Origin of the sequence: Pseudoxanthomonas sp. LjRoot127 (genome assembly GCF_964253495.1) — a bacterium.
In the GTDB taxonomy this organism is placed as follows: Bacteria; Pseudomonadota; Gammaproteobacteria; order Xanthomonadales; family Xanthomonadaceae; genus Pseudoxanthomonas_A.
Genome location: NZ_CAXUQR020000001.1, coordinates 2355673 through 2378051, shown reverse-complemented (window position 1 = coordinate 2378051; position 22379 = coordinate 2355673). Strand labels below are relative to the sequence as shown.

Here is a 22379-nt window from a genome sequence, read left to right as displayed (position 1 = left end):
CCTGTGGGTGGTGATCAGACCCGGAAGGCTGGCGGCCGGAGAATCCTTGGCTGGCCCGGTGGAGAGAGAAGCGGGTCGCCGCCATCGGTGGCGGCGACCTTGGAACTACTTGGTGAGGATCAGCTTGTCATTGCTGGTGTGACGCAGGCGATAGACGCGGTCGCCATGGCGGATCAGGACTTCGCGCTGCCCCTTCAACAGAGCGTCGCTGTGGAGCAGGTCTTCGCTGCGTGGCGTGGCCGGCAAGGAGAGGCGCTCGCGCAGCGAACGCGTGTCGAGCATGGGCGAGGTGGTGAGGGTCGGGATCATGGTGGGCTCCAGGGAAGGAACACCATCGATGATAATGATTCTTATTTGCGAGTCAACATCCCGTGCATGTACCTCCCGCCGCCGTCTAAATGAGAACGTCTCCGCCGTGCCCGCGTCCGTCTCATTACAATGTGCGCACTTTCCTCCTCCGGGGAGTAGCCCACCCGTCCTGACGGGGTCCGCGCGTCAACACACTTGGTCAGCCGACCATGGTGCGCGGGACGAAGCGATCCGCTTCGCCGGGCAAGACCGAAGGCAGGCGTCGCGCTAACCCGGGCCGGGCTGCGTGCCGTTTGCCTTCGCGTCCATCCGCGAACGCCTGGCCCCGGAGTTGTCGATGCAATCGCTGCATGCCCTGCTGGTCTCCACCGGCACCGTCACCCTGGCCGAGATCGGCGACAAGACCCAACTGCTCGCGCTGCTGCTTGCGGCGCGTTACCGCAAACCCTGGCCCATCGCCTGGGGCATCCTCGCCGCCACGGTCGTGAACCATGCCATCTCCGCCTGGCTGGGCGCTGAGCTCACCCAATGGCTGTCACCGGACGTCCTGCGCTGGCTGGTGGCCGCCAGCTTCCTGGCCGTGGCCCTGTGGACGCTAAAGCCGGACACCCTGGACGAGAACGAGAAACTGCCCGCGCACGGCGCGTTCATCGCCACCACCCTTGCCTTCTTCCTGGCGGAGATCGGCGACAAGACCCAGGTCGCCACCGTCCTGCTGGCGACCAAGTACACGCCGCTGTGGCAGGTGATCGCGGGCACCACGATCGGGATGCTGCTGGCCAACCTGCCGGTGGTCTGGCTGGGCCATCGGTTCGCCGACAGGCTGCCGCTGAAGCTGGCCCGCACGCTGGCTGCCGTGGTGTTCTTCGGCCTGGCCCTCTGGGTCGCGTGGCGAGGGGTTGGCTGAACGGTCTGGGGAAGCCGGCGCGCTGCTAGACTGCCCGGTCAGAACAACATGCAAGGTCTGGGGGAATACATGCTGGAAGTCTTGGGGCGGATCGGCTTTGGCCTGTTCGGTCTGGCGGTGCTGATCGGCATCGTCTGGCTGTTTTCCAACAACCGGAAGGCCATCGACTGGAAGCTGGTCGCCACGGGCGTCACCCTGCAGATCGCCTTCGCCGCGCTGGTGCTGCTGGTGCCCGGCGGACGCGAAGTGTTCGACTGGCTGGGCCATGGGTTCGTGAAGATCCTCGAGTTCGTCAAGGCGGGCTCCGGCTTCATCTTCGGCAGCCTGATGGACACCGAGAAGTTCGGCTTCATCTTCGCCTTCCAGGTACTGCCCACCATCATCTTCTTTGCCGCGCTGATGGGCGTGATGTACCACCTGGGCGTGATGCAGTTCATCGTGCGGATGATGGCGCTGGCCATCACCAAGGTCATGAAGGTCTCCGGCGCGGAAACCACCAGCGTCTGCGCCAGCGTGTTCATCGGCCAGACCGAAGCGCCGCTGACGGTGCGCCCCTATATTCCGAAGATGACCGAGTCCGAGCTGATCACCATGATGATCGGCGGCATGGCCCACATCGCCGGTGGCGTGCTTGCGGCCTACGTGGGCATGCTGGGTGGCGGCGACCCGGAGCAGCAGGCCTTCTATGCCAAGCACCTGCTGGCCGCCTCGATCATGGCCGCTCCCGCCACGCTTGTGGTGGCGAAGCTGCTGATCCCGGAAACCGGCACGCCGCTGACCCGCGGCACCGTGAAGATGGAAGTGGAGAAGACCTCCAGCAACATCATCGACGCCGCTGCCGCGGGCGCCGGCGATGGCCTGAAGCTGGCATTGAACATCGGCGCGATGCTGCTCGCGTTCATCGCCCTGATCGCGCTGATCAATGCGCCGCTGACGTGGCTGGGCGAGATCACCGGCCTGGCCTCCGCGATCGGCAAGCCGACCGACCTGGCGACGATCTTCGGCTACCTGCTGGCGCCCATCGCCTGGGTGATCGGCGTACCGTGGCAGGACGCGACCACCGTGGGTTCGCTGATCGGCCAGAAGGTGGTGATCAACGAGTTCGTCGCTTACCTGCAGCTGGCCGGCATCGTGAACGGGCAGACGCCCGGCGTGACGCTGACCGATGAGGGCCGCCTGATCGCGACCTATGCGTTGTGCGGTTTCGCCAACTTCAGTTCGATCGCGATCCAGATCGGCGGCATCGGCGGCCTGGCGCCCGAGCGTCGCTCCGACCTGGCACGGTTCGGGCTGCGCGCCGTGCTGGGCGGCACCATCGCGACGCTGATGACGGCCACCATCGCCGGCGTGCTGTCGCACTTCGGCTGACCCGTGAGCGGCGGCCGCCGGCCGCCCCGCCCATCCTGTTTACGTTCCCTTCCCGTGGGCGTGGCGATGCCGCGTTCCGGACCTCAGGTATCGCACCATGAATACGCACCTCCCTGCCGCCCGCGTCGTCGTCGTGGGCTCGTTCAATGTCGATCATGTCTGGCGCTGCGACGCGCTGCCGGCGGCGGGCGCCACCATCGCCGGACGTTATGCCAGTGGGCCCGGGGGCAAGGGCTTCAACCAGGCGGTCGCGGCGGTGCGGGCGGGCGCGGACACCACGTTCGTCTGTGCGCTGGGCGACGACGCCGGGGGGCGGCTGGCGCGTGACCTGGCGGCCGCCGACGGCCTGGCGCTGCGCGTCGACGCGAGCGAGGAGCCCACCGGGACCGCCGGCATCTACGTGGATGCGCACGGGCGCAACACCATCGTCATCGGCGCCGGCGCCAACGCGACCCTGTCGGCCGACTTCGCCACGGGGCAGGCGGACGTGCTCGTCGCCGCAGGCGTGGTGCTGGCCCAGCTGGAATCGCCCGCGGACACCGTGCTGGCCACACTGCAGGCCGCCCGCCAGTGCGGTGCCACCACCCTGCTGAACCCCGCACCGGCGAATGCCGCGACGACGACCGAACTGCTGGCGCACGCCGATGTCATCACGCCGAACGAAACCGAATTCGCCGCCCTGCTCGCACGCCACCTGGGCGAACGGATCAGCGCCGACGATGTCGCCACGCTCGATGGGGTCACCCTGCACCAGCACTGTCGTCAGCTGTTCCCCCACGGCACCGTGGTGGTGACGCTGGGCGCCACCGGCGTGTACGTGTCGCATCCCGACGACGCCCTGCGCGGCGACGCCCGCCCGCATTACCGCGTCGCGGCGGAGGCGGCCACGGTCGTCGATACGACCGGCGCCGGCGATGCCTTCAACGGCGCACTCGCGGCGTCGCTGGCCGAGGCCGCACTGCCCTGCTTTGCCGATCACGTGCGGTTCGCCAACCGCTACGCGGCGCTGTCGACCGAACGTGCTGGTGCCGCGCTGGCGATGCCATTGCGCGCGGACCTGGCGGTGCGCTACGGCGCGTAGTCCTGCCGGTTCTCCCCGGGGACAAACGGCGGATAATGCCGGCATGCAGATCGGTCCCTATCGCATCGACGCCCCCGTGATGCTGGCCCCCATGGCCGGCGTGACCGACAAGCCGTTCCGCCTGCTGTGCAAGCGGTTGGGCGCGGGGCTGGCGGTGTCGGAGATGACCATCAGCGACCCGCGGTTCTGGAACACGAACAAATCGCTGCACCGGATGGACCACGACGGTGAACCCAGCCCGGTCAGCGTGCAGATCGCCGGCACCGAACCCGAGCAGCTCGCCCATGCCGCGCGCCACAATGCCGACCACGGTGCGCAGATCATCGACATCAACATGGGCTGCCCGGCCAAGAAGGTGTGCAATGCCTGGGCCGGCTCGGCGCTGATGCGCGACGAGGCGCTGGTGGGCCGCATCCTGGAAGCCGTCGTGAAGGCGGTCGACGTTCCCGTCACCCTGAAGATCCGCACCGGCTGGGATTGCGACCATCGCAACGGACCCGTCATCGCGCGCATCGCCGAAGCCAGCGGCATCGCCTCGCTGGCCGTCCACGGCCGCACGCGCGACCAGCACTACACCGGCACCGCCGAGTACGACACCATCGCCGCGATCAAGGCGGCACTGCGCATTCCGGTCGTGGCCAACGGCGACATCGATTCGCCGGAAAAGGCAGCGCACGTGCTGGCGACGACGGGGGCCGATGCGGTGATGATCGGCCGCGCTGCGCAGGGCCGTCCCTGGCTCTTCCGCGAGGTCGCGCACTACCTGGCCACCGGCGAACGCCTGCCGCCGCCGTCCCTGCAGGAAGTCCGCGACATCCTGCTCGGCCACCTGGAAGCCTTGCATGGCTTCTATGGTGAGCCGCAGGGCGTTCGCATCGCCCGCAAGCACCTGGGCTGGTATGCGAAGGATCGCCCGGAGAACATCGCCTTCCGTGCCGTGGTCAATCGTGCCGAGAGCGCGGACGAACAGGTACGGCTGACGCGCGACTATTTCGATGCACTCATCGCCGGTGCCGTGCCGGACCTGCCCGCCGCCGCCTGAGGAACCCCGCCATGTCCGAGATGACCGAAAGCCCCACCTATCTCCACGGATTCTCATCGGTGGAGCAGGCCCGCCTGATGAAGCAGGCCCGGCTGCTGGAAAGCACGCTCTTCAACCACATCGACTACACCGGCGCGCGCCGGCTGCTCGAGGTCGGCAGCGGCGTCGGGGCGCAGACCGAAATCCTGCTGCGCCGGTTCCCGGACGTGCACGTCACCTGCGTGGACCTCAACGAGGTGCAGTTGGCGGCGGCGAAGCAGAACCTCGCCACGATGCCCTGGTGCCGCGACCGTTACACGCTGCAGCAGGCCGACGCCAGCCGCCTGCCCTACGGCGCGCGCGAATTCGATGCCGCCTTCCTGTGCTGGATCCTGGAACACGTGCCGAATCCGGCGCGCGTGCTGAGCGAGGTCCGCCGCGTCCTGGCGCCGGGCTCACCGATCTACATCACCGAGGTGATGAACTCCTCGTTCCTGCTGCATCCTTATTCTCCCAACACCTGGCGCTACTGGATGGCGTTCAACGATTTCCAGTACGACAGCAACGGCGACCCGTTCATCGGGGCCAAGCTCGGCAACCTCCTGCTGGCCGGCGGCTATCGCGACGTGGCGACCGAGATCAAGACCGTGCACTTCGACAACCGCGAGCCCGCACGGCGCAAGGACATGATCGCGTTCTGGGAGGAACTGCTGCTGTCGGCGGCGGATTCGCTCGTGGACGCCGGGCGGGTCACCCGCGACATCGTCGACGGCATGCGCCGCGAGATGCACGATGTGCAGAACGATCCTGACGCCGTGTTCTTCTACGCCTTCGTGCAGGCGCGCGCGACGGTGTACTGAGTCAGGGCGCCGACGCAGCGTCCGGCGTCGCAGTCGGCGCAGGCGGGGCAGTGCCAGGGCCCAGCGCGGCACGAACCGGCTCCGCAGACGGGTGCCACGTCCGGTGCCACATCGCGGCCAGCAGGCGGCGCATGCCGTCGCCGCCGGAGACCGGCATCGACCAGGGGTGCTGTACCGGCGCAACCGCCTGCCAGCGCCCGTCGCGCTGCTCGGCCACGGTGAAGCGGAAGTTGTAGTCGGGCTCCATCCCCATGCGCAGGTCGGACAGGACCAGCCGCCCGTCCTGCACCTGCGCGCGCATGAAGCCGCGGTTGAACCAGGCCAGGCGCTGGACCGCCGGCACGCCGGCCGCTTCACGGTAGGCCTGCACGTTGGAGGGGTAGCCGCGGAACTGCAGCGGCCCCTCGTCGACCAGTACCGAGCGCTCGGCCTCGACATAGCCCGACGGCGTCATCGCCACCACGCGCCACAGCAGCGTATTGAAGGGCATCGGCACCGAGAAGTAAGGCGCATCGCCGAGACCCATCGACGCCAGCGTGCGCTCCGCGTCGCGATCCACGTTGGACTTCGCGACCAGCGACCACCCCAGGTAAGCGGTGCTCAGCACCAGGCCGGCCACCAGTACCCGTTGCGCGGCGACCCGCTCGCGCAGGCACCACGCCGCGACGCACGCCACCAGCAGCCAGACCGTATACAGCGGGTCGATGATGAACACGCTGGACCACATCGCCGGCGGCGGCGTGAGCGGCCACCACAGTTGTGTGCCGTAGACGGTGAAGGCGTCGAGCAAGGGATGGGTGACCAATGCCAGCTGGATCGCCCAGAACCAACGCGCGGGCGCTGCGGCGACCCGTCCGCGGCCATAGCGTCTGAACAGCCACCAGATCAGCCACCCCACCAGCGGCAACACGAACAGCGAATGGCTGAAGCTGCGGTGCACGGTCATCAGCGTGACCGGGTTGTCGGAGAAGAGGGCGATCGGCAGGCTGTCGAGGTCGGGCAGCGTGCCCAGGGCCGCGCCGGCGAGCAGGGCGGCCCGGCGATGCCCTGCAGGGGCGATGGCGGCGGCGACGGCGCCACCCAGAACGATCTGGCTGAGGGAATCCATGGCGTGATTGTAGGAGCGCGCCACGCCGGCGACCATCACCTCGCCTGCACGGCGACACCGCTCACGCGGCGCGTTGCGAGTCCTGCGGCACCAGCCGCAACCGCGGCGCCACCTCGTGCAGCACCTTGCCGGTATGCGACAGCAGGCACAGCGTGCCGTCGGCCTCCTCGCTCAGCGCGGTGAGGCTTTCGACCCAGTCGCCGTCGTTGGCGTAGAGCAGTCCATCGCGCTGGAGCAGCGAGGCGCGGTGGATGTGGCCACAGACGATGCCATCCAGCCCGCGCCGACGCGCGTCGTCGAGTCCCGCCTGCACGAAACGGGCGATGTAGCGTTCGGCGGCGTCGCTCTGCCGCTTCAGGTATTCCGCCAGCGACCAGTAGCGCAGGCCGAAGCGGCGGCGCAACTGGTTGGTCAACCGGTTGCCGGTGAGGATGCGGTAGTACAGCCAGTCGCCGAACTTTTCCTGCAGGCCGCCGAAGTGGGTGACGCCGTCGTAGTCGTCGCCGTGCGTGACCAGCAGCCTGCGCCCATCGAGCGTGGTGTGGATCGCGCGGCGCCGCACCTGCATGGCGGGCAGCATCAGGCCGCAGAATCGGCGGATCGGCCTGTCGTGGTTGCCGGGCACGTAGACGAGTTCGGTCCCGTTGCGTGCCAGCGCGTGCAGCGCCTCAACCACGCGGTTGTGGGCCGCATCCCAGGACGCGCGGCGCTGTGCCATCCACCACAGGTCGACGATGTCGCCGACCAGATAAAGCCGCCGGCAACGCAATCCTGCGAGGAAATCGGCGAACTCCGCCGCGTGGCAGTGCTTGGAGCCGAGATGCACGTCGGAGACGAAGACCGCGCGCCGCATCGCAGGTGGCGCGGCCCGCGAACTCATGCTGCCGTTTCCATCGGACGCCACGCCTCGCCCAGATAGCGATCGCGCTTCTTCGGCCGGATGCGGTGCAGGTCCACCTCGATCAGGCCATCGATCGAATCGCTGAAATCCGGGTCCACCCCGAAAGCCAGGAAACGCGCACCCCCCGGCTCGCACAGCTCGGTGTACTGCTTGTAGAGCATCGGGATGGTTGCGCCCAGCGTGTCGAGGTTGGTCTTCAGCACACGGTAGGCCGTATCGGCGTCCAGCGCGTCGAAACGCGGCGGCGTGGCGGTATAGCGGAACGGATGGCGCGATCGCGCCTCGCCGTTCGCGTCGCCGTAGTAGTGCGCGTAGTACGCCACGATCTGTTCGCGCGCGTGCAGCGGCAGGGCGGCGCTCATCGACACCGCACCGAACAGGTAGCGCACCCGCGGATGCCGGCGCAGGTAGGCGCCGATGCCCTGCCACAGGTAGTCGATGCTGCGGCTGCCCCAGTAGTCGGGCACCACGAAGCTGCGGCCCAGCTCCATGCCAGAGGCCAGGCGTGGCAGCGCGTCGTCGGCATAGTCGAACAGCGTGGCGGTATAGAGGCCCTTCAGTCCCTGCGCCGCCAGCACGGGCGCGCCGCGCGCGATCCGATAGGCACCGGCGATCTTCCTGTGGGCGGCATCCCACAGCACGATGTGTTCGTACCAGGTGTCGAACGCATCCACGTCCAGGCGCTTGCCGGTGCCCTCGCCCACCGCGCGGAACGTCAGTTCGCGCAGCCGGCCGATCTCGCGCAGCAGCGGCGAACCACCGGCCAGCCGGCCGACGCAGATGCGCTTTCCGTCCGTCGTCTGCCCCAGCACGTCGAGGGTGGCGATGCAGGCCTCGAGCGTGTCCGGCGCCAGGGCATCGAGCAGCGGCTCCGGCGCATCGCTGCACTCGTTCGTTCCGGGCCGCGTCCGCCGGCCGAGCGCGTAGAGTGCCGCACGCACGCGCGCGATCGCGACGGCTGCATCGCCGTCGGTATCGATCCGCATCGGCTGGCCGACATGCAGCTGCAGGCGCCGCTGGCTGCGGCGGAACATCTCGCGCGCCAGCAACGCCGTACCCGCCGGCTTGAACAGCGCAGAGGCCCCATAGAAGAGCGGCGAGTTGCGTGCCTGCACACGGATCGGCAGCACCGGCGCACCGGTCGCACGCGCGAAACGCAGGAAGCCGCGGCGCCAGCGGGTGTCGCGCACGCCGCGCGGACCCAGGCGCGACACCTCACCGGCCGGAAAGACGATGACGCATTGTTCGGCCGCCAGCGCCTGCTCCACGGCGCGCACGCTCTCGCCACTGGGCTTCCCGCCGAGAATCCGCACCGGCAGCAGCAGACCGGCGATGTGGGCGATGCCGGACAGGACATCGTTCGCCACGATCTTCACGTCACGGCGCACGCGACCGACGAGTTGCAGCAGCGCCAGCGCATCCAGCGCGCCGGAAGGATGGTTGGCCACGATCAGCAGCCGTCCCTGCGCCGGGATGCGCTGCTCGCCGGCCGCATCCACTGTCGGGCGCAGGTTGAGGTGATCGATCGCGGCATCGATGAAGTCGAGCCCTTGCAGGTGGCCGTGGTCCGCAAGGAATGCATAGGCCTGGTCGAGCTTCGACCAGCGCCCGAGTGTGCGCAGCAGCGGCTGGGTCAGCCGGGCGCGGCGACCGCGGAACCAGTGGGGATAGCGTTCGGCGATCTGGCGTTCCAGCGGATGCATGGCGGGACCGGCGGCGGGGTTTCGCCGCGCAGCCTGCACCTGGCCTGCGACAGTGCGGTTGCGGTTTTCTGGCAATCCGGTGACAGGTGCGCTTGATGCCCGCTTAACCCCGGCGGACCCTGAACGGCGCAGAATGCACGCACCGCCCCCGGCGTGTATCATGCGCGCCCATCTTTTCATCCGAATCAAAGGATATAAGCCTGATGTCCAGCTACCTGTTCACCTCCGAATCGGTCTCCGAAGGCCATCCGGACAAGATCGCAGACCAGATTTCCGACGCCGTGCTGGACGCCATCCTGGCCCAGGACAAGCGCGCGCGCGTGGCCTGCGAGACGCTGGTGAAGACGGGCGCCGCCATCGTGGCCGGCGAAGTCACCACCAGCGCGTGGGTCGACATCGAGTCGCTGGCGCGCAAGGTCATCAATGACATCGGCTACGACAATTCGGACGTCGGCTTCGACGGCCACACCTGCGCCATCATCAACATGCTCGGCAAGCAGTCGCCCGACATCAACCAGGGCGTCGACCGCAAGAAGCCGGAAGAACAGGGTGCGGGCGACCAGGGCCTGATGTTCGGCTACGCCTGCAACGAGGCGCCGGAATTCATGCCCGCCCCGCTGTACTACAGCCACCGCCTGGTGGAACAGCAGGCCAAGGTGCGCAAGAAGGGCAAGCTGAAGTGGCTGCGCCCCGACGCCAAGTCGCAGGTCACCCTGCGCTACGACGGCAACACCGTCCTGGGCCTGGACGCCGTGGTGCTGTCGACCCAGCACGACCCGGACATCAAGCAGAAGGACCTGATCGAGGCCGTGCGCGCCGAGATCCTGGTGCCCGTGCTGCCGAAGAAGTGGCTGGACGCGCTGCCGAAGAACAAGGTGCACATCAACCCGACCGGCAAGTTCGTCATCGGTGGCCCGGTGGGCGACTGCGGCCTGACCGGCCGCAAGATCATCGTCGACAGCTACGGCGGCATGGCCCGCCATGGCGGCGGCGCGTTCTCGGGCAAGGATCCGTCGAAGGTCGACCGCTCGGCGGCCTACGCCGCGCGCTACGTGGCCAAGAACATCGTGGCCGCCGGCCTGGCCGACAAGTGCGAAGTGCAGGTCTCCTACGCCATCGGCGTGGCCGAGCCGACCTCGATCTCGGTCACCACCTTCGGCACCGGCAAGGTCGGCGACGACGTGATCGAGAAGCTGATCCGCAAGCACTTCGACCTGCGCCCGTACGGCATCACCCGGATGCTCGACCTCGAGCACCCGATCTACCAGCCGACCGCCAGCTACGGCCACTTCGGTCGCAAGCCGCGCGAGATCAGCTACGTGGACGCCGCCGGCAAGAAGCACACCGCGACCGCCTTCTCGTGGGAGAAGACCGACCGCGCCGAAGCGCTGCGCAAGGACGCCAAGCTGAAGTGACGACCCGGCGCGCCTGCGTTCGCAGGCGCCTTTGCCGGGCCGTCATCCCTGCTAACACAGGGATTCAGCGCCTCCGCCTCGAAGAACGGGCCGCGAAAGCGGCCCGTTCTTTCTTTCACCAGGCGTGAAGCGGAGCAAGCTCCGCTCTACGACACGGGTGACCATCACAGGGCGTGTCGGGATCGGTTAGCCTGCGCGCCTCACCCCCAGGAGGCGCGCCATGGAATCGCTCAAAAGCCACCAGCTCACCATGACGGTGCTGATGACGCCGGACATGGCCAACTTCTCCGGCAAGGTCCACGGCGGCGCGATCCTCAAGCTGCTCGACCAGGTGGCGTACGCGTGTGGCAGCCGCTACGCCGGCAAGTACGTGGTCACCCTGTCGGTGGACCAGGTGATGTTCCGCCAGGCCATCAACGTGGGCGAACTGGTGACGTTCCTCGCTTCGGTCAACCACACCGGTACGTCGTCGATGGAAATCGGCATCAAGGTCGTCGCCGAGGACATCCGCAAACAGAGCGTGCGCCACGCCAACAGCTGCTTTTTCACGATGGTGGCGGTGGACGACGACGGCCGGACCACCCCGGTCCCGCCACTGGCGCCGTCCACGCCGGACGAGATCCGCCGCTTCGCCGCCGCGCGCCTGCGCCGCCAGTTGCGCGAGGAAATGGAACGCCGGCACGCCGAACTGGGCAGCCGGGCCATCGAAACCGCCTGACCGGCGGCCGCCGGCAGGGCGCGCCGGCTACAATACACACATGTCCCTGATGCAATTCCAGCGGGTCGACTTCAGCGTCGGCGGGCCGCTTCTCCTCGAACACGTCGACCTGTCCATCGAACCCGGCGAGCGCGTCTGCATCGTCGGCCGCAACGGCATGGGCAAATCCACCCTGATGCGCCTGATGGCCAGCGAGCTGAAGCCGGACGACGGCGAGATCCGCGTGCAGAACGGCGTGGTGGTCGCGCGCATGGCTCAGGAAGTGCCGCAGGATACGCAGGGCACCGTGTTTGACGTGGTCGCCGAGGGCCTGGGCGACCTGGGCCAGCTGCTGGCGCGCTACCACCATGCACTCCACGACGGCGACATGGAGGCGATGGGTGAAGCCCAGGCGCTGATAGAGGCGCGCAATGGCTGGGACCTGGACTTGCGCGTGCAGCAGGTGCTGACACGGCTGGAGCTGCCGGAGGAGACCGACTTCGCGGCGCTCTCCGGTGGCATGAAGCGCCGCGTGCTGCTGGCGCAGGCCCTGGTCCGCAACCCCGACATCCTGCTGCTGGACGAGCCCACCAACCACCTCGACATCGAGGCGATCGCCTGGCTGGAAGGCTTCCTGAAGTCGTTTGGTGGCAGCATCGTCTTCGTCACCCACGACCGCAGCTTCCTGCGCTCGCTGGCCACCCGCATCCTCGAAATCGACCGCGGCCAGCTGACCAGTTGGCCGGGTGACTACGACAACTACCTGCGCCGCCGCGAAGAACGCCTGCACGCCGAGGCGCAGGAGAACGCGCGCTTCGACAAGCTGCTGGCGCAGGAAGAGGTCTGGATCCGACAGGGCATCAAGGCCCGCCGCACGCGCAACGAAGGCCGCGTCACCGCACTGAAGGCGATGCGCCGCGAGCGCGCCCAGCGCCGCGAGCTGTCCGGCAACGTGAGGATGGAGGCCGCGGCGGCGCAGTCGTCGGGCAAGAAGGTCATCGAGGCCAAGCACATCACCCAGGCCTACGACGGTCGCGTGCTGCTGGACGACGTGTCCGCGACGATCATGCGCGGCGATCGCGTGGGCATCATCGGCCCCAACGGCGCGGGCAAGTCGACCCTGTTGAAGATCCTGCTGGGCGAACTCGCGCCGCAGCAGGGCGAAGTGAAGCTGGGCACCGGCCTGCAGATCGCGTACTTCGACCAGCACCGCAGCCAGCTGGACGACTCCCGCACGACGCTGGAGAACGTCGCCGAGGGCAGCGACTTCGTCGAGATCAATGGCAGTCGCAAGCACGTCATCGGCTACCTGCAGGATTTCCTGTTCTCGCCTGAACGCGCGCGTGCGCCGATCACCCGCCTGTCCGGCGGTGAGCGCAACCGGCTGCTGCTGGCCAAGCTGTTCGCACAACCCTCCAACCTGCTGGTGATGGACGAACCGACCAACGACCTGGACGTCGAGACGCTGGAGCTGCTGGAAGAGCTGCTGCTCGACTACAAGGGCACGCTGCTGCTAGTCAGCCACGATCGCGACTTCCTCGACAACGTGGTCACCAGTACCCTGGTGCTGGAGGGCGAAGGACGACTGGGGGATTACGTCGGCGGTTACTCGGACTGGTTGCGCCAGCGCCGCGCGCCCGGCGCGACCGCCACGGCATCCGTACCGGTCAAACCCGCACTGTCGAAACAGCCCGAACCCGTGGCCGCCAAGCGCAAGCTGAGCTTCAAGGAAGCGCGCGAGCTGGAACAGCTGCCGGCGCGCATCGAAGCCCTGGAAACCGACATCGCCGCACGCACCGCCGCGATGAACGATGCGGCCTACTACCAGCAAGCGCCGGCCGACCTGCAGCGCGCGAACGATGAACTTGCCGCCCGACAGGCTGAGCTGGACCTCGCCTACCAGCGCTGGTCGGAGCTGGATGGCTGAAGCGCAATGATGCCGATGTGGGAGCGACGTGAGTCGCGATGGCACGCCAGTAACGCCTCATCGCGACTCACGTCGCTCCCACGCCACAGATCTCGCGCTCACCCGGTGTTCTGCACGCCCTGCGACACGCCGTTGATGCTGGCGACGAGCGCATGCAGCAGCGCGTCGTCTTCGCGGTCGCTGGCGCGCCAGCGCTTCAGCAGGTCGGCCTGCATCACGCTGATGGGGTCGATGTAGGGGTTGCGCAGCCGGATCGACAGCGCCAATCGCTGGTCGTGCTGCAGCAGCCAGTCGTTGCCATTGAGCGCCAGCACCCAGCGCAGGACGGCGGCATGCTCCTGCTGCACCTTCGGGAAGAACTCTCCATGCAGGTCGCCGGCCATCTTCGAGTACATCTCGGCGATGCTCAGGTCGCCTTTGGCGAGCACCATCGACACGTCGTCAAGGAAGGTCTTGAAGAAGGGCCAGTCGCGCGCCATTTCGCGCAGTGCCTCTTCACCATACGCAACGACCGCCGCCTGCAGGCCGGTCCCCACGCCGTACCACCCGGGGATCACGGCACGCGCCTGGCTCCACGCGAACACCCAGGGAATCGCACGCAGGTTGCTGAGCGCGGCATCCTGTCCGAGCCGTCGCGATGGACGCGAGCCCAGCGTCATACGCTCGATCACGTCGATCGGCGTGGCGCTGCGGAAATAGTCCATGAAGCGCGGCGCCTGCACGAAGGCGCGATAGGCCTGCGAACTCTCGCCCGCGACGAGCGCCATGATCTCGCGCCAGCGTGTCTCGCGCGGCTCGGGGGGACGCGGCCGCAGGCTGGACAGCAGCACCGCACCCACCGACTGCTCCAGCGAGCGCAACGCAAGCGCGCGGATGCCGTACTTGCGATGGATCACCTCGCCCTGCTCGGTCACGCGCAGGCGGCCGTCCACACTGCCGCGCGGCGCGGCTTCCAGCGCCCGCGTGGTCTTGCCGCCGCCACGGATGATCGAGCCGCCGCGGCCATGGAAGAACGTCAGCCGGATACCCAGCTCCTGCGCCGCGTCGACCAGGTCCACCTGCGCGCGCTGCAGGCCCCAGCGCGAGGCGGCGATGCCGCCGTCCTTGCCGCTGTCGGAATACCCCAGCATCACCATTTGCACGTTGCCGCGCGCGGCCAGGTGGGCGCGGTAGACCGGATCGGCCAGCAGGTCGCGCAGGACGTCGGTACCGTGGCCGAGGTCGTCGATGGTTTCGAACAGCGGCGCGATATCCAGCGGCACCTGGCCTGCGTCGTCGACCAGCCCACCCCGGCGCGCCAGCGCGAGCACGGTCAGTACGTCGGCGCGGCTGTGCGCCATGCTGATGATGTAGGTCCCCAGGGCATCCGTGCCGTGGCGCGCACGCGCATCGGCGAGGGCCGCGAACACCGCATCCAGGCGCTCGTTGCCTTCCTGGTCGGACGCCGGCAGCACCGCATCGCCGCTGGCGTACGGACCCAGCAACGCAGCGCGTTCGACCGCATCGCGCTGTTCCCAGTCACCGTCGCCCAGCGCGGCCGCCACCGCGCGTGCGTGCACGCTGGATTCCTGCCGTACGTCGAGCCGCGCGAGGTGGAAACCGAACGTGCGCACCCGCCACGCCAGCCTGCGCACCGCGAACCAGCCGGCATGGATGCCGCGGTGGGCTTCCAGGCTGTGCAGGATGAGATCGACGTCCTGCGCGAGTTCGTCTGGCGACGCATAGCCTTCGGGGCGATCTTCCAGCGTGGCCTGCAGGCGCGCACGCATCAGGTCGTTGAGCAGCCGGTACGGCTGGTCGCCATGGCGGGGTCGCGACTTCTTCGCAGCCTCTGGCATCAGGGCGCGGTAATGATCGAGGCGTGCGACGACATCGTCCGACACCCCGATGATCGAGCTCGACTGGCTGAGCAGCGTCGTGAGCTGGCGCAGTTCCTTGAGGTAGCGCGTGAGGATGGCGCGTCGCTGCGTGTCCAGGGTTGCGGTAACCGTGCGCGCGTCGACATTCGGATTGCCGTCCATGTCGCCGCCGACCCAGGTACCGAAGCGCAGCACACGGGGAAGCCGGGCGGTCACCTCGGGTGCGGCGCCGTAGACCTCGGTGATCGCGCTTTCCAGCGTTTCGTACAGTACGGGGATGACGCGATAGAGCACCTCGATCAGGTAGAAGCCGACATGCTCCCGCTCGTCCTCCACGCCAGGACGCACCGGCGACGAATCGGCCGTCTGCCACGCCGACGTCAGCGCCATGCGGAAGCGCGCGGTGTCGGTGGCCAGTTCGCCGGGCGTACGCGTGCCGTCCAGGCCGTTGATCAGGCTGGCGACCATCAGCTGCTCCTTCTCGAGCAGCGCGCGGCGCACGGCCTCGGTCGGGTGCGCGGTGAAGACGGGCTCCACGTCGATGCGCGGAAGCCACTCCGCTAGTTCCGCCAGGCTCACGCCCTGCGCTTTCAGTTTGGCCAGCGTGTCGTGCAGGCCGTCGGGCTGTGGACGGGCACTGCCGGTGCGCTGGTAGTCCCGGCGCCGGCGAATGCGGTGCACGCGCTCGGCGATGTTCACGACCTGGAAATACGTGCTGAACGCGCGGATCAGGGACTCCGCCTCTTCGGGCGCCTGACCCTCCAGCAGTCCAGCCAGGATCTGGGGCGGCTCCCCGCCCTGGCGGCGCGCGATCGCCGTGGTGCGCACCCGCTCCACGCCTGCCAGAAACTCCGGAGAAACCTGCTCGGCCAGCATGTCACCGACCAGCGCGCCGAGCCGGCGCACGTCTTCACGCAGGGGAACATCGGGTGGGGCGAATTCGAGACTGCGGGGGCTGTTCATGCGGGGGCGTGGATCCCGTCGTTCGGTTTGGTCTGGATTGGTATTGTTCGGACAGACAACTGGTCTGCTGCAGGGCAGCATGCCTGAGCCTACCCGATCAGGCGTGAGCCGTGCGCCATCGTTTCATCCGGAACAAGCGATATAATGGCGACCCTTCGCCGAGGGGCGCTGCGACCGTGACATGTGCGGATCCTTCCGCAAGAGCCTGCACATCCTGTGCGGACTCTCCACATAGTCCGGCCAGGCTCGGTGGAATGAACCTGCAACGGCGCCCGGATACCCTGCGACCCTGATCGCACAGACCGGAGCAAGAGCCATGAACGCAGTACGCAAGTTTTCCACCGAAGGCGATTACAAGGTCGCCGACATCTCCCTGGCCGACTGGGGCCGCAAGGAACTGGACATCGCCGAGCACGAGATGCCCGGCCTGATGTCGATCCGCCGCAAGCACGCCGCCACCAAGCCGCTGAAGGGCGTGCGCGTGACCGGCTCGCTGCACATGACCATCCAGACCGCCGTGCTGATCGAGACGCTGAAGGACATCGGCGCCGACGTGCGCTGGGCCTCGTGCAACATCTTCTCGACGCAGGACCACGCCGCCGCCGCGATCGCCGCGAGCGGCACGCCGGTGTTCGCCTGGAAAGGCGAGACGCTGGAAGAGTACTGGGACTGCACGCTCGACGCGCTGACCTTCACCCTGCCCGACGGCACCCTGACGGGCCCGGAGCTGGTGGTGGACGACGGTGGCGACGTCACGCTGCTGATCCACAAGGGCTATGAGCTGGAGCGGGGCGACACGACGTGGGTCAACAGCGCGTCGGGCAGCCATGAGGAGCAGGTGATCAAGGACCTGTTGAAGCGCGTCGCCAAGGAGCGTCCCGGCTATTGGACCCGCGTGGTCAAGGACTGGAAGGGTGTCTCCGAAGAGACCACCACCGGCGTGCACCGCCTGTACCAGATCGCCGAGCAGGGCAAGCTGCTGGTGCCCGCGATCAACGTCAACGACTCGGTCACCAAGTCGAAGTTCGACAACCTGTACGGCTGCCGCGAGTCGCTGGCCGACGGCCTGAAGCGCGCGATGGACGTGATGCTGGCCGGCAAGGTCGCCGTGGTCTGCGGCTACGGCGACGTCGGCAAGGGCTCGGCGCACTCGCTGCGCGCGTATGGCGCCCGCGTCATCGTCACCGAGATCGACCCGATCTGCGCACTGCAGGCCGCGATGGAAGGCTTCGAGGTCAACACCGTCGAGGATAGCCTGGGCCAGGCCGACATCTACGTCACCACGACCGGCAACAAGGACATCATCACCCTCGAGCACATGAAGGCGATGAAGGACCAGGCCATCGTCTGCAACATCGGCCACTTCGACAACGAGATCCAGGTGGATGCGCTGTACGCGTCGGAAGCCAAGCGCATCAACATCAAGCCGCAGGTCGACAAGTTCGTGTTCCCGAACGGCAACGCGATCTTCCTGCTGGCCGAAGGCCGCCTGGTGAACCTGGGCTGCGCCACCGGCCACCCGAGCTTCGTCATGTCGAACTCCTTCGCCAACCAGACGCTGGCGCAGATCGACCTGTGGGCGAACAAGGATGTGTACGAGAAGACCGTCTACCGCCTCCCGAAGCAGCTCGACGAGGAAGTCGCGCGCCTGCACCTGGAGAAGATCGGCGTGAAGCTGACGACCCTCACCAAGGACCAGGCCGACTACCTCGGCGTGGCGGTCGAAGGCCCTTACAAGCCGGATCACTACCGCTACTGATCACCGCGTCACCACTGCGATGAAAGAACGGGCGCCCCAGGGCGCCCGTTCTGCATTCCGTGCAGCGAGGGTCCGGCGCGCGCCCTCGTTCGCAACCATTTCCATACCGCCGGGCGCTTGCCTCGCTCCGGCGATCATCGCAAGCTTGGCCGCCGTACATCGCCCCAGCCGGTACCCGGCCTGCGGCGCAATGACCCAGCACCGGGAGTGGACATGCAACGCGACCAGGGGAGCGGCGGCACCGCGCACCCCGCCGACAAGGCACTACCCTCGACGGAACCCCGGTTGGGCGAAAAGATCGGCTACGGCGTCGGCGACTTCGGCTTCAACCTTTATTGGGCGAACATTTCCGCGTTCCTGCTCATCTTCTATACCGACGTGATGGGCCTGGCCGCTGCGGCCGTCGGCACCATGATGCTGGTCACCAAGATCGTGGATGCCGTCACCGACCCGCTGATGGGCGCGCTGGCGGATCGCACCCGCAGCCGCTTCGGCCGCTTCCGTCCGTACCTGCTGTACGGCGCGTTGCCGCTGGCGTTCACCGGTGTGCTGACGTGGACCGTGCCCGACCTCGGCCAGGGCGCGAAACTGGTGTGGGCCTATGCCACCTTCACGCTGATGATGCTGGCCTACACCGTGGTGAGCATCCCCTATTCCGCGCTGTCGGGCGTGATCACCGGCGACAGCCAGCAGCGCACGCAGCTGATCAGCTTCCGCTTCATCGCCGCGTTCGCGGGGACGATGGCGGTCAACTGGCTGACGCTGGACCTGGTGCGCTGGCTGGGACGTGGCGACGACGTGCTGGGCTGGCAACTGACCCTCTCGCTGTACGGCGTGATCGCCACGGCGGCCTTCGTCACCGTAGCGCTGTCCACGCGCGAACGCGTGTCGCCGCCGCCGCAACAGGCCAGCGACGTCCGCCAGGATATCGTCGACCTGCTGCACAACCGGCCGTGGATGGTGCTGTTCGCGCTCGCGCTGATCATCATGGTGACCATCGTGATGCGTGGTGGTTCATTGGCCTACTACTTGAAGTACCACCTGGGTCGGCCTGACCTGACCGGTCTGTTCCTGGGTGCGTACGCGCTCGCCCTCGCCGTGGGCGCCGGGCTGACGCCGCTGATGACGCGCTACGTGGACAAGCGGCGACTGATGGCGGGGTTGATGGCAGGCGTCGGCGTGGTGAGCTGCGCGATGTTCTTCATCCCTCCCGAGTCCGTGTGGTGGATGTTCGCCCTCAACCTGCTGGTGGGAATGATGCTGGGACCGAAATCGCCGCTGGCGTTCTCCATGTACGCCGACTGCGCCGACTACACCGAATGGAAGACAGGACGCCGCGCCACCGCGATGACGTTCGCGGCAGCGACGTTCTCGCAGAAGCTCGGCGGCGCACTGGCGTCGGCGACGATCGCGTGGATCCTGGCCGGCATGGGCTACGTGGCCAACGCCGCCCAGTCGGATGCGTCGCGGCTCGGCATCGTGCTGCTGCTGACGGTGATTCCGGGGGGCGTCGCCCTGCTCGCGGCGGGGGTGATGCGGTTCTACCCGCTGGATGACGCCACGCTGGCGCAGGTGCAGGCCGAGCTGCGATCGCGCCGCGAGGCGGCGGCATGACGGAGGCACCGTACGGCTTCGAGGAAAACGGCCGCCGCTTCGTCCTCGCCAGCCCCACCGCCATGCCCGCGGCATCGACCTTCCTGTGGAACCGGCGGATGCTGCTGCAGCTGAACTGCCGCGGCTTCGCCACCGCGCAGTTCATGCAGCCGGAACCGGCCAAGTACGCACATGCGCCGACGCTGGAAGCCAGGAGCTTCATGCAGCCGGAGCAGCCGTACTACGCGCACCATCCGGGACGCTTCTGCTACGTGAAGGACGAGGACGATGGCGGCCTGTTCTCCGTGCCGCACGAACCCGTGCGCCGTGCACCGGATTCGTTCGCCTTCTCCGTCGGCCTCGACGACGTGGCGTGGCGCGTGCAGTGCGCGGGCATCGACGTGGAGATGTGCGTCGTGTTGCCGGTCGACGACGTGGCCGAACTGTGGACGCTGCGCGTGCGCAACCGGTCGGGCCGGCGGCGACGGCTTAGCCTGTACCCGTATTTCCCGGTCGGCTACATGTCGTGGATGAACCAGTCCGGACGCTATCGCTCCGACCTGGGCGCCATCGTCTGCGACAGCGTCGCGCCATACCAGAAAGTCGAGGACTATTTCCGCCAGCGCGATTTCAAGGACCGTACCGTGCTGCTGCACGCGCGCGCGCCGGACGCCTGGGAAGCGAACCAGGCGACATTCGAGGGTGAAGGCGGGCTGCATGCCCCGAAGGGCATCGTGGACGGCGAGCACTTGGGCGGTGGCGAGGCAGCGTACGAGATGCCGACGGCGGTGCTGCAATACCGCGTGACGCTCGACGACGACGACGTTCAGGAGTTCCGCTTCGTGTTCGCGCCCGCACGCGATGACGACGAGATCCGCCAGCTGCGCGCGCGACATCTTTCACCGGACGGGTTCACCGAAGCCCGGCGCGCAAGCACTGCGTACATCGGGGCCGGCGCGGGCTGCCTGCGCATCGAAACGCCGGATCCGTGGCTGGATGCGTTCGCCAACCACTGGCTGCCGCGGCAGGTGTACTACCACGGCGACGTCAACCGCCTGACCACCGATCCGCAGACGCGCAACTACCTGCAGGACCACATGGGCATGGGCTTCCTGCGGCCCGAGGTGGCGCGGGCGGCGTTCCTGCATGCGCTGTCGCAACAGGAGCCGTCCGGCGCGATGCCCGATGGCATCCTGCTGTCCGAAGGTGCAGAACTGAAATACATCAACCAGATCCCGCATACCGACCATTGCGTATGGCTGCCGATCTGCCTGCGCGCGTATCTGGACGAGACGGGCGACGATACGATCCTCGACGAACTGGTCACTGCCCGCGAGGGCGATGCCGCTCCGGTCGCCGATCGCATCGATCGCGCCATGCGCTGGCTGCTGAAGGCACGCGATGCGCGCGGCCTGAGCTACATCGCGCAGGGCGACTGGTGCGATCCGATGAACATGGTCGGCTGGCGCGGGCGCGGTGTGTCCGGATGGCTGACGCTGGCCAGCGCCTACGCCCTGAAGGAATGGGCGGCGGTCTGCGCACGCCGCGGCGATGACGCGCTCGCCGACGAATTCCACGCGGGCGCGGATGCCTGCAACGCGGCGATGAACGCGCACCTGTGGGATGGCGACTGGTATGGCCGCGGCATCACCGACGACGACGTCCCCTTCGGCATCGCCGCCGACACGGAAGGCCGCATCTTCCTCAATCCGCAGAGCTGGGCCCTGCTCAGCGGTGCGCCGGATGACGACAAGCGCACGCGCATGCTCGCGGCGGTCGATGCGCACCTGGTCTCGCCCTACGGCGTGGCGATGTACGACCCGCCTTACACGCGCGTGCGCGAGGACGTGGGACGGGTGACGCAGAAGTTCCCCGGCACCGCCGAGAACGGGGCGGTCTACAACCATGCCGCGGCGTTCTATCTCTACAGCCTGTACCAGGCCGGGGACGCGGACCGTGCCTGGCATGTGCTGCGCGCGATGCTGCCGTCGCCCGCACCGGAGGATTGCCTGCAGCGCGGCCAGCTGCCGGTGTTCGTGCCCAATTACTACCGTGGCGCATGGCGCCTGCACCCGCGTACGGCGGGCCGTTCCAGCCAGTTGTTCAACACGGGCACGGCGGCGTGGATGTATCGCTGCCTGGTGGAGCACCTGTTCGGCCTGCGCGGCGAGGGCGATGCGTTGAGGATCGCGCCGCAGCTGCCCTCGCATTGGCCGTCGGCACGCGCGGCGCGTCGTTTCCGGGGTGCCTGGTTCGATGTCGCCATCGAACGCGTTGCGGGTCTCGCGACGACGCGGGTCGCCGTGGATGGCGCGTGGCTGGAAGATGCCCTGCTGCGCGGCATCGAGGCCGGCCGCACCTACCAGGTGCGCATCGAGCTCCCGGCATGAGCGGCCATGTCCACGTCGTCGTGGTCATGGGCGTGTCGGGCAGTGGCAAGACCACGCTCGCACGTGCACTGGCAGGCGCATGGCAGGCGACGTTCCTGGACGCGGACGATTTCCACGGCACGGCGGCGAAGGCGCGCATGGCCAGTGGCCAGCCGCTGACCGACCGGATGCGCGCCCCGTGGGTACGCCGCATCGCCACCGACCTGCGGCAACGCGCGGCATCGGGCGAGCGCGTCGTGCTGGCCTTTTCGGGCCTGCGTCGGCGCCACCGCGAGGCGTTGCGGGCGACCGGCGTGCCGATGCGTTTCCTGTTCCTGGCGGGCGACGCGGCCCTGATCGCCGCACGGCTGCAGGATCGCCAGGGCCACTACATGCCGGCCTCGCTGCTGGACAGTCAGTTCGCCACCCTCGAAGTTCCGACGGACGAAGCAGACGTGGTACGGATCGACGTGGCCCGGGCGCCCGCCGCCCAGTTGCGCTGCGCCCTGTCCGCGCTGGCGTCGCGCTGAGCGGCAACC

General features: G+C 68.0%; 16 protein-coding genes, 1 pseudogene and 1 riboswitch. Of the genes and pseudogenes, 12 read left to right on the top strand and 5 right to left on the bottom strand.

What is annotated here, in order from left to right; all coding sequences use genetic code 11:
- Positions 1–105 precede the first annotated feature (105 nt).
- Positions 106–348, bottom strand: coding sequence for a hemin uptake protein HemP (hemP, locus tag ACSQ19_RS10980; RefSeq protein ID WP_436000953.1), 243 nt, complete (start codon positions 346–348; stop codon positions 106–108).
- Between the two features lie 298 nt (positions 349–646).
- On the opposite strand from hemP, the gene ACSQ19_RS10975 reads away from it, so the two are divergent.
- From ACSQ19_RS10975 to ACSQ19_RS10955, 5 genes are all read left to right on the top strand, one after another.
- Positions 647–1216: a TMEM165/GDT1 family protein gene (locus ACSQ19_RS10975; protein ID WP_296279686.1), complete on the top strand. Its 570-nt coding sequence runs from the start codon at positions 647–649 to the stop codon at positions 1214–1216.
- A 69-nt stretch (positions 1217–1285) separates the two neighbouring features.
- On the top strand, positions 1286–2584 hold the full coding sequence (locus tag ACSQ19_RS10970; RefSeq protein WP_296279841.1) for a NupC/NupG family nucleoside CNT transporter: 1299 nt from the start codon (positions 1286–1288) through the stop codon (positions 2582–2584).
- Between the two features lie 97 nt (positions 2585–2681).
- Complete coding sequence (locus ACSQ19_RS10965) at positions 2682–3665, top strand: ribokinase (protein WP_435996946.1); 984 nt, start codon at positions 2682–2684, stop codon at positions 3663–3665.
- A gap of 43 nt (positions 3666–3708) precedes the next feature.
- On the top strand, positions 3709–4707 hold the full coding sequence (dusB, locus tag ACSQ19_RS10960) for a tRNA dihydrouridine synthase DusB (protein ID WP_296279683.1): 999 nt from the start codon (positions 3709–3711) through the stop codon (positions 4705–4707).
- Between the two features lie 11 nt (positions 4708–4718).
- Entirely contained in the window at positions 4719–5546 is an 828-nt protein-coding gene (locus ACSQ19_RS10955) for a class I SAM-dependent methyltransferase (RefSeq protein WP_296279682.1), read from the top strand.
- A 1-nt stretch (position 5547) separates the two neighbouring features.
- Here ACSQ19_RS10955 and ACSQ19_RS10950 read toward each other — a convergent pair whose 3' ends face one another.
- From ACSQ19_RS10950 to ACSQ19_RS10940, 3 genes are all read right to left on the bottom strand, one after another.
- Positions 5548–6654 carry a metal-dependent hydrolase gene (locus ACSQ19_RS10950; protein WP_435996943.1) on the bottom strand — a complete coding sequence of 369 codons (1107 nt, stop codon included), beginning with the start codon at positions 6652–6654 and terminating at the stop codon, positions 5548–5550.
- 61 nt (positions 6655–6715) lie between these two features.
- On the bottom strand, positions 6716–7534 hold the full coding sequence (locus ACSQ19_RS10945) for a UDP-2,3-diacylglucosamine diphosphatase (protein WP_435996941.1): 819 nt from the start codon (positions 7532–7534) through the stop codon (positions 6716–6718).
- A complete protein-coding gene (locus tag ACSQ19_RS10940; RefSeq protein WP_435996939.1) occupies positions 7531–9258 on the bottom strand; it encodes a lysophospholipid acyltransferase family protein in 1728 nt (575 codons plus the stop codon). Before ACSQ19_RS10940 ends, ACSQ19_RS10945 begins: the two co-directional genes overlap by 4 nt.
- Positions 9259–9461: 203 nt before the next feature.
- Here ACSQ19_RS10940 and metK point away from each other — a divergent pair, with 203 nt between their 5' ends.
- The 3 genes and pseudogenes from metK (at position 9462) to ACSQ19_RS10925 (ending at position 13297) form a co-directional block, all read left to right on the top strand.
- The gene (metK, locus tag ACSQ19_RS10935; RefSeq protein ID WP_296279675.1) at positions 9462–10673 is read left to right on the top strand and encodes a methionine adenosyltransferase; all 1212 of its coding nucleotides are present in this window, start codon (positions 9462–9464) and stop codon (positions 10671–10673) included.
- Between the two features lie 220 nt (positions 10674–10893).
- Positions 10894–11392, top strand: a pseudogene (locus ACSQ19_RS10930) (acyl-CoA thioesterase); the annotation flags it as partial.
- A 39-nt stretch (positions 11393–11431) separates the two neighbouring features.
- Complete coding sequence (locus ACSQ19_RS10925; RefSeq protein ID WP_436000950.1) at positions 11432–13297, top strand: ATP-binding cassette domain-containing protein; 1866 nt, start codon at positions 11432–11434, stop codon at positions 13295–13297.
- A 98-nt stretch (positions 13298–13395) separates the two neighbouring features.
- On the opposite strand, the gene ppc is transcribed toward ACSQ19_RS10925, so the two are convergent.
- Entirely contained in the window at positions 13396–16119 is a 2724-nt protein-coding gene (gene ppc / locus ACSQ19_RS10920) for a phosphoenolpyruvate carboxylase (protein WP_435996937.1), read from the bottom strand.
- A 154-nt stretch (positions 16120–16273) separates the two neighbouring features.
- Positions 16274–16400, top strand: a riboswitch (S-adenosyl-L-homocysteine riboswitch).
- A gap of 35 nt (positions 16401–16435) precedes the next feature.
- Here ppc and ahcY point away from each other — a divergent pair.
- The 4 genes from ahcY to ACSQ19_RS10900 all read left to right on the top strand — a co-directional run bounded on the left by ahcY (position 16436) and on the right by ACSQ19_RS10900 (position 22370).
- Entirely contained in the window at positions 16436–17878 is a 1443-nt protein-coding gene (gene ahcY / locus ACSQ19_RS10915) for an adenosylhomocysteinase (protein ID WP_435996935.1), read from the top strand.
- A gap of 213 nt (positions 17879–18091) precedes the next feature.
- Complete coding sequence (locus ACSQ19_RS10910; RefSeq protein WP_435996933.1) at positions 18092–19492, top strand: MFS transporter; 1401 nt, start codon at positions 18092–18094, stop codon at positions 19490–19492.
- Positions 19489–21861 (top strand): GH36-type glycosyl hydrolase domain-containing protein, encoded by a 2373-nt coding sequence (locus ACSQ19_RS10905; protein WP_435996931.1) that lies wholly within the window; start codon positions 19489–19491, stop codon positions 21859–21861. The genes ACSQ19_RS10910 and ACSQ19_RS10905 overlap by 4 nt, the downstream gene beginning before the upstream one ends.
- Entirely contained in the window at positions 21858–22370 is a 513-nt protein-coding gene (locus ACSQ19_RS10900) for a gluconokinase (RefSeq protein ID WP_435996929.1), read from the top strand. The genes ACSQ19_RS10905 and ACSQ19_RS10900 overlap by 4 nt, the downstream gene beginning before the upstream one ends.
- The last annotated feature ends 9 nt before the right edge of the window (positions 22371–22379 follow it).

Coding starts and splice junctions, on each gene's coding strand:
- ACSQ19_RS10955 (WP_296279682.1), top strand. CDS start 4,719: ATGTCCGAGATGACCGAAAGCCCCACCTATCTCCACGGATTCTCATCG.
- ACSQ19_RS10910 (WP_435996933.1), top strand. CDS start 18,092: ATGCAACGCGACCAGGGGAGCGGCGGCACCGCGCACCCCGCCGACAAG.
- metK (WP_296279675.1), top strand. CDS start 9,462: ATGTCCAGCTACCTGTTCACCTCCGAATCGGTCTCCGAAGGCCATCCG.
- ACSQ19_RS10900 (WP_435996929.1), top strand. CDS start 21,858: ATGAGCGGCCATGTCCACGTCGTCGTGGTCATGGGCGTGTCGGGCAGT.
- ACSQ19_RS10940 (WP_435996939.1), bottom strand. CDS start 9,258: ATGCATCCGCTGGAACGCCAGATCGCCGAACGCTATCCCCACTGGTTC.
- ahcY (WP_435996935.1), top strand. CDS start 16,436: ATGAACGCAGTACGCAAGTTTTCCACCGAAGGCGATTACAAGGTCGCC.
- ACSQ19_RS10965 (WP_435996946.1), top strand. CDS start 2,682: ATGAATACGCACCTCCCTGCCGCCCGCGTCGTCGTCGTGGGCTCGTTC.
- ACSQ19_RS10905 (WP_435996931.1), top strand. CDS start 19,489: ATGACGGAGGCACCGTACGGCTTCGAGGAAAACGGCCGCCGCTTCGTC.
- ppc (WP_435996937.1), bottom strand. CDS start 16,119: ATGAACAGCCCCCGCAGTCTCGAATTCGCCCCACCCGATGTTCCCCTG.
- ACSQ19_RS10970 (WP_296279841.1), top strand. CDS start 1,286: ATGCTGGAAGTCTTGGGGCGGATCGGCTTTGGCCTGTTCGGTCTGGCG.
- ACSQ19_RS10950 (WP_435996943.1), bottom strand. CDS start 6,654: ATGGATTCCCTCAGCCAGATCGTTCTGGGTGGCGCCGTCGCCGCCGCC.
- ACSQ19_RS10925 (WP_436000950.1), top strand. CDS start 11,432: ATGTCCCTGATGCAATTCCAGCGGGTCGACTTCAGCGTCGGCGGGCCG.
- ACSQ19_RS10975 (WP_296279686.1), top strand. CDS start 647: ATGCAATCGCTGCATGCCCTGCTGGTCTCCACCGGCACCGTCACCCTG.
- ACSQ19_RS10945 (WP_435996941.1), bottom strand. CDS start 7,534: ATGAGTTCGCGGGCCGCGCCACCTGCGATGCGGCGCGCGGTCTTCGTC.
- dusB (WP_296279683.1), top strand. CDS start 3,709: ATGCAGATCGGTCCCTATCGCATCGACGCCCCCGTGATGCTGGCCCCC.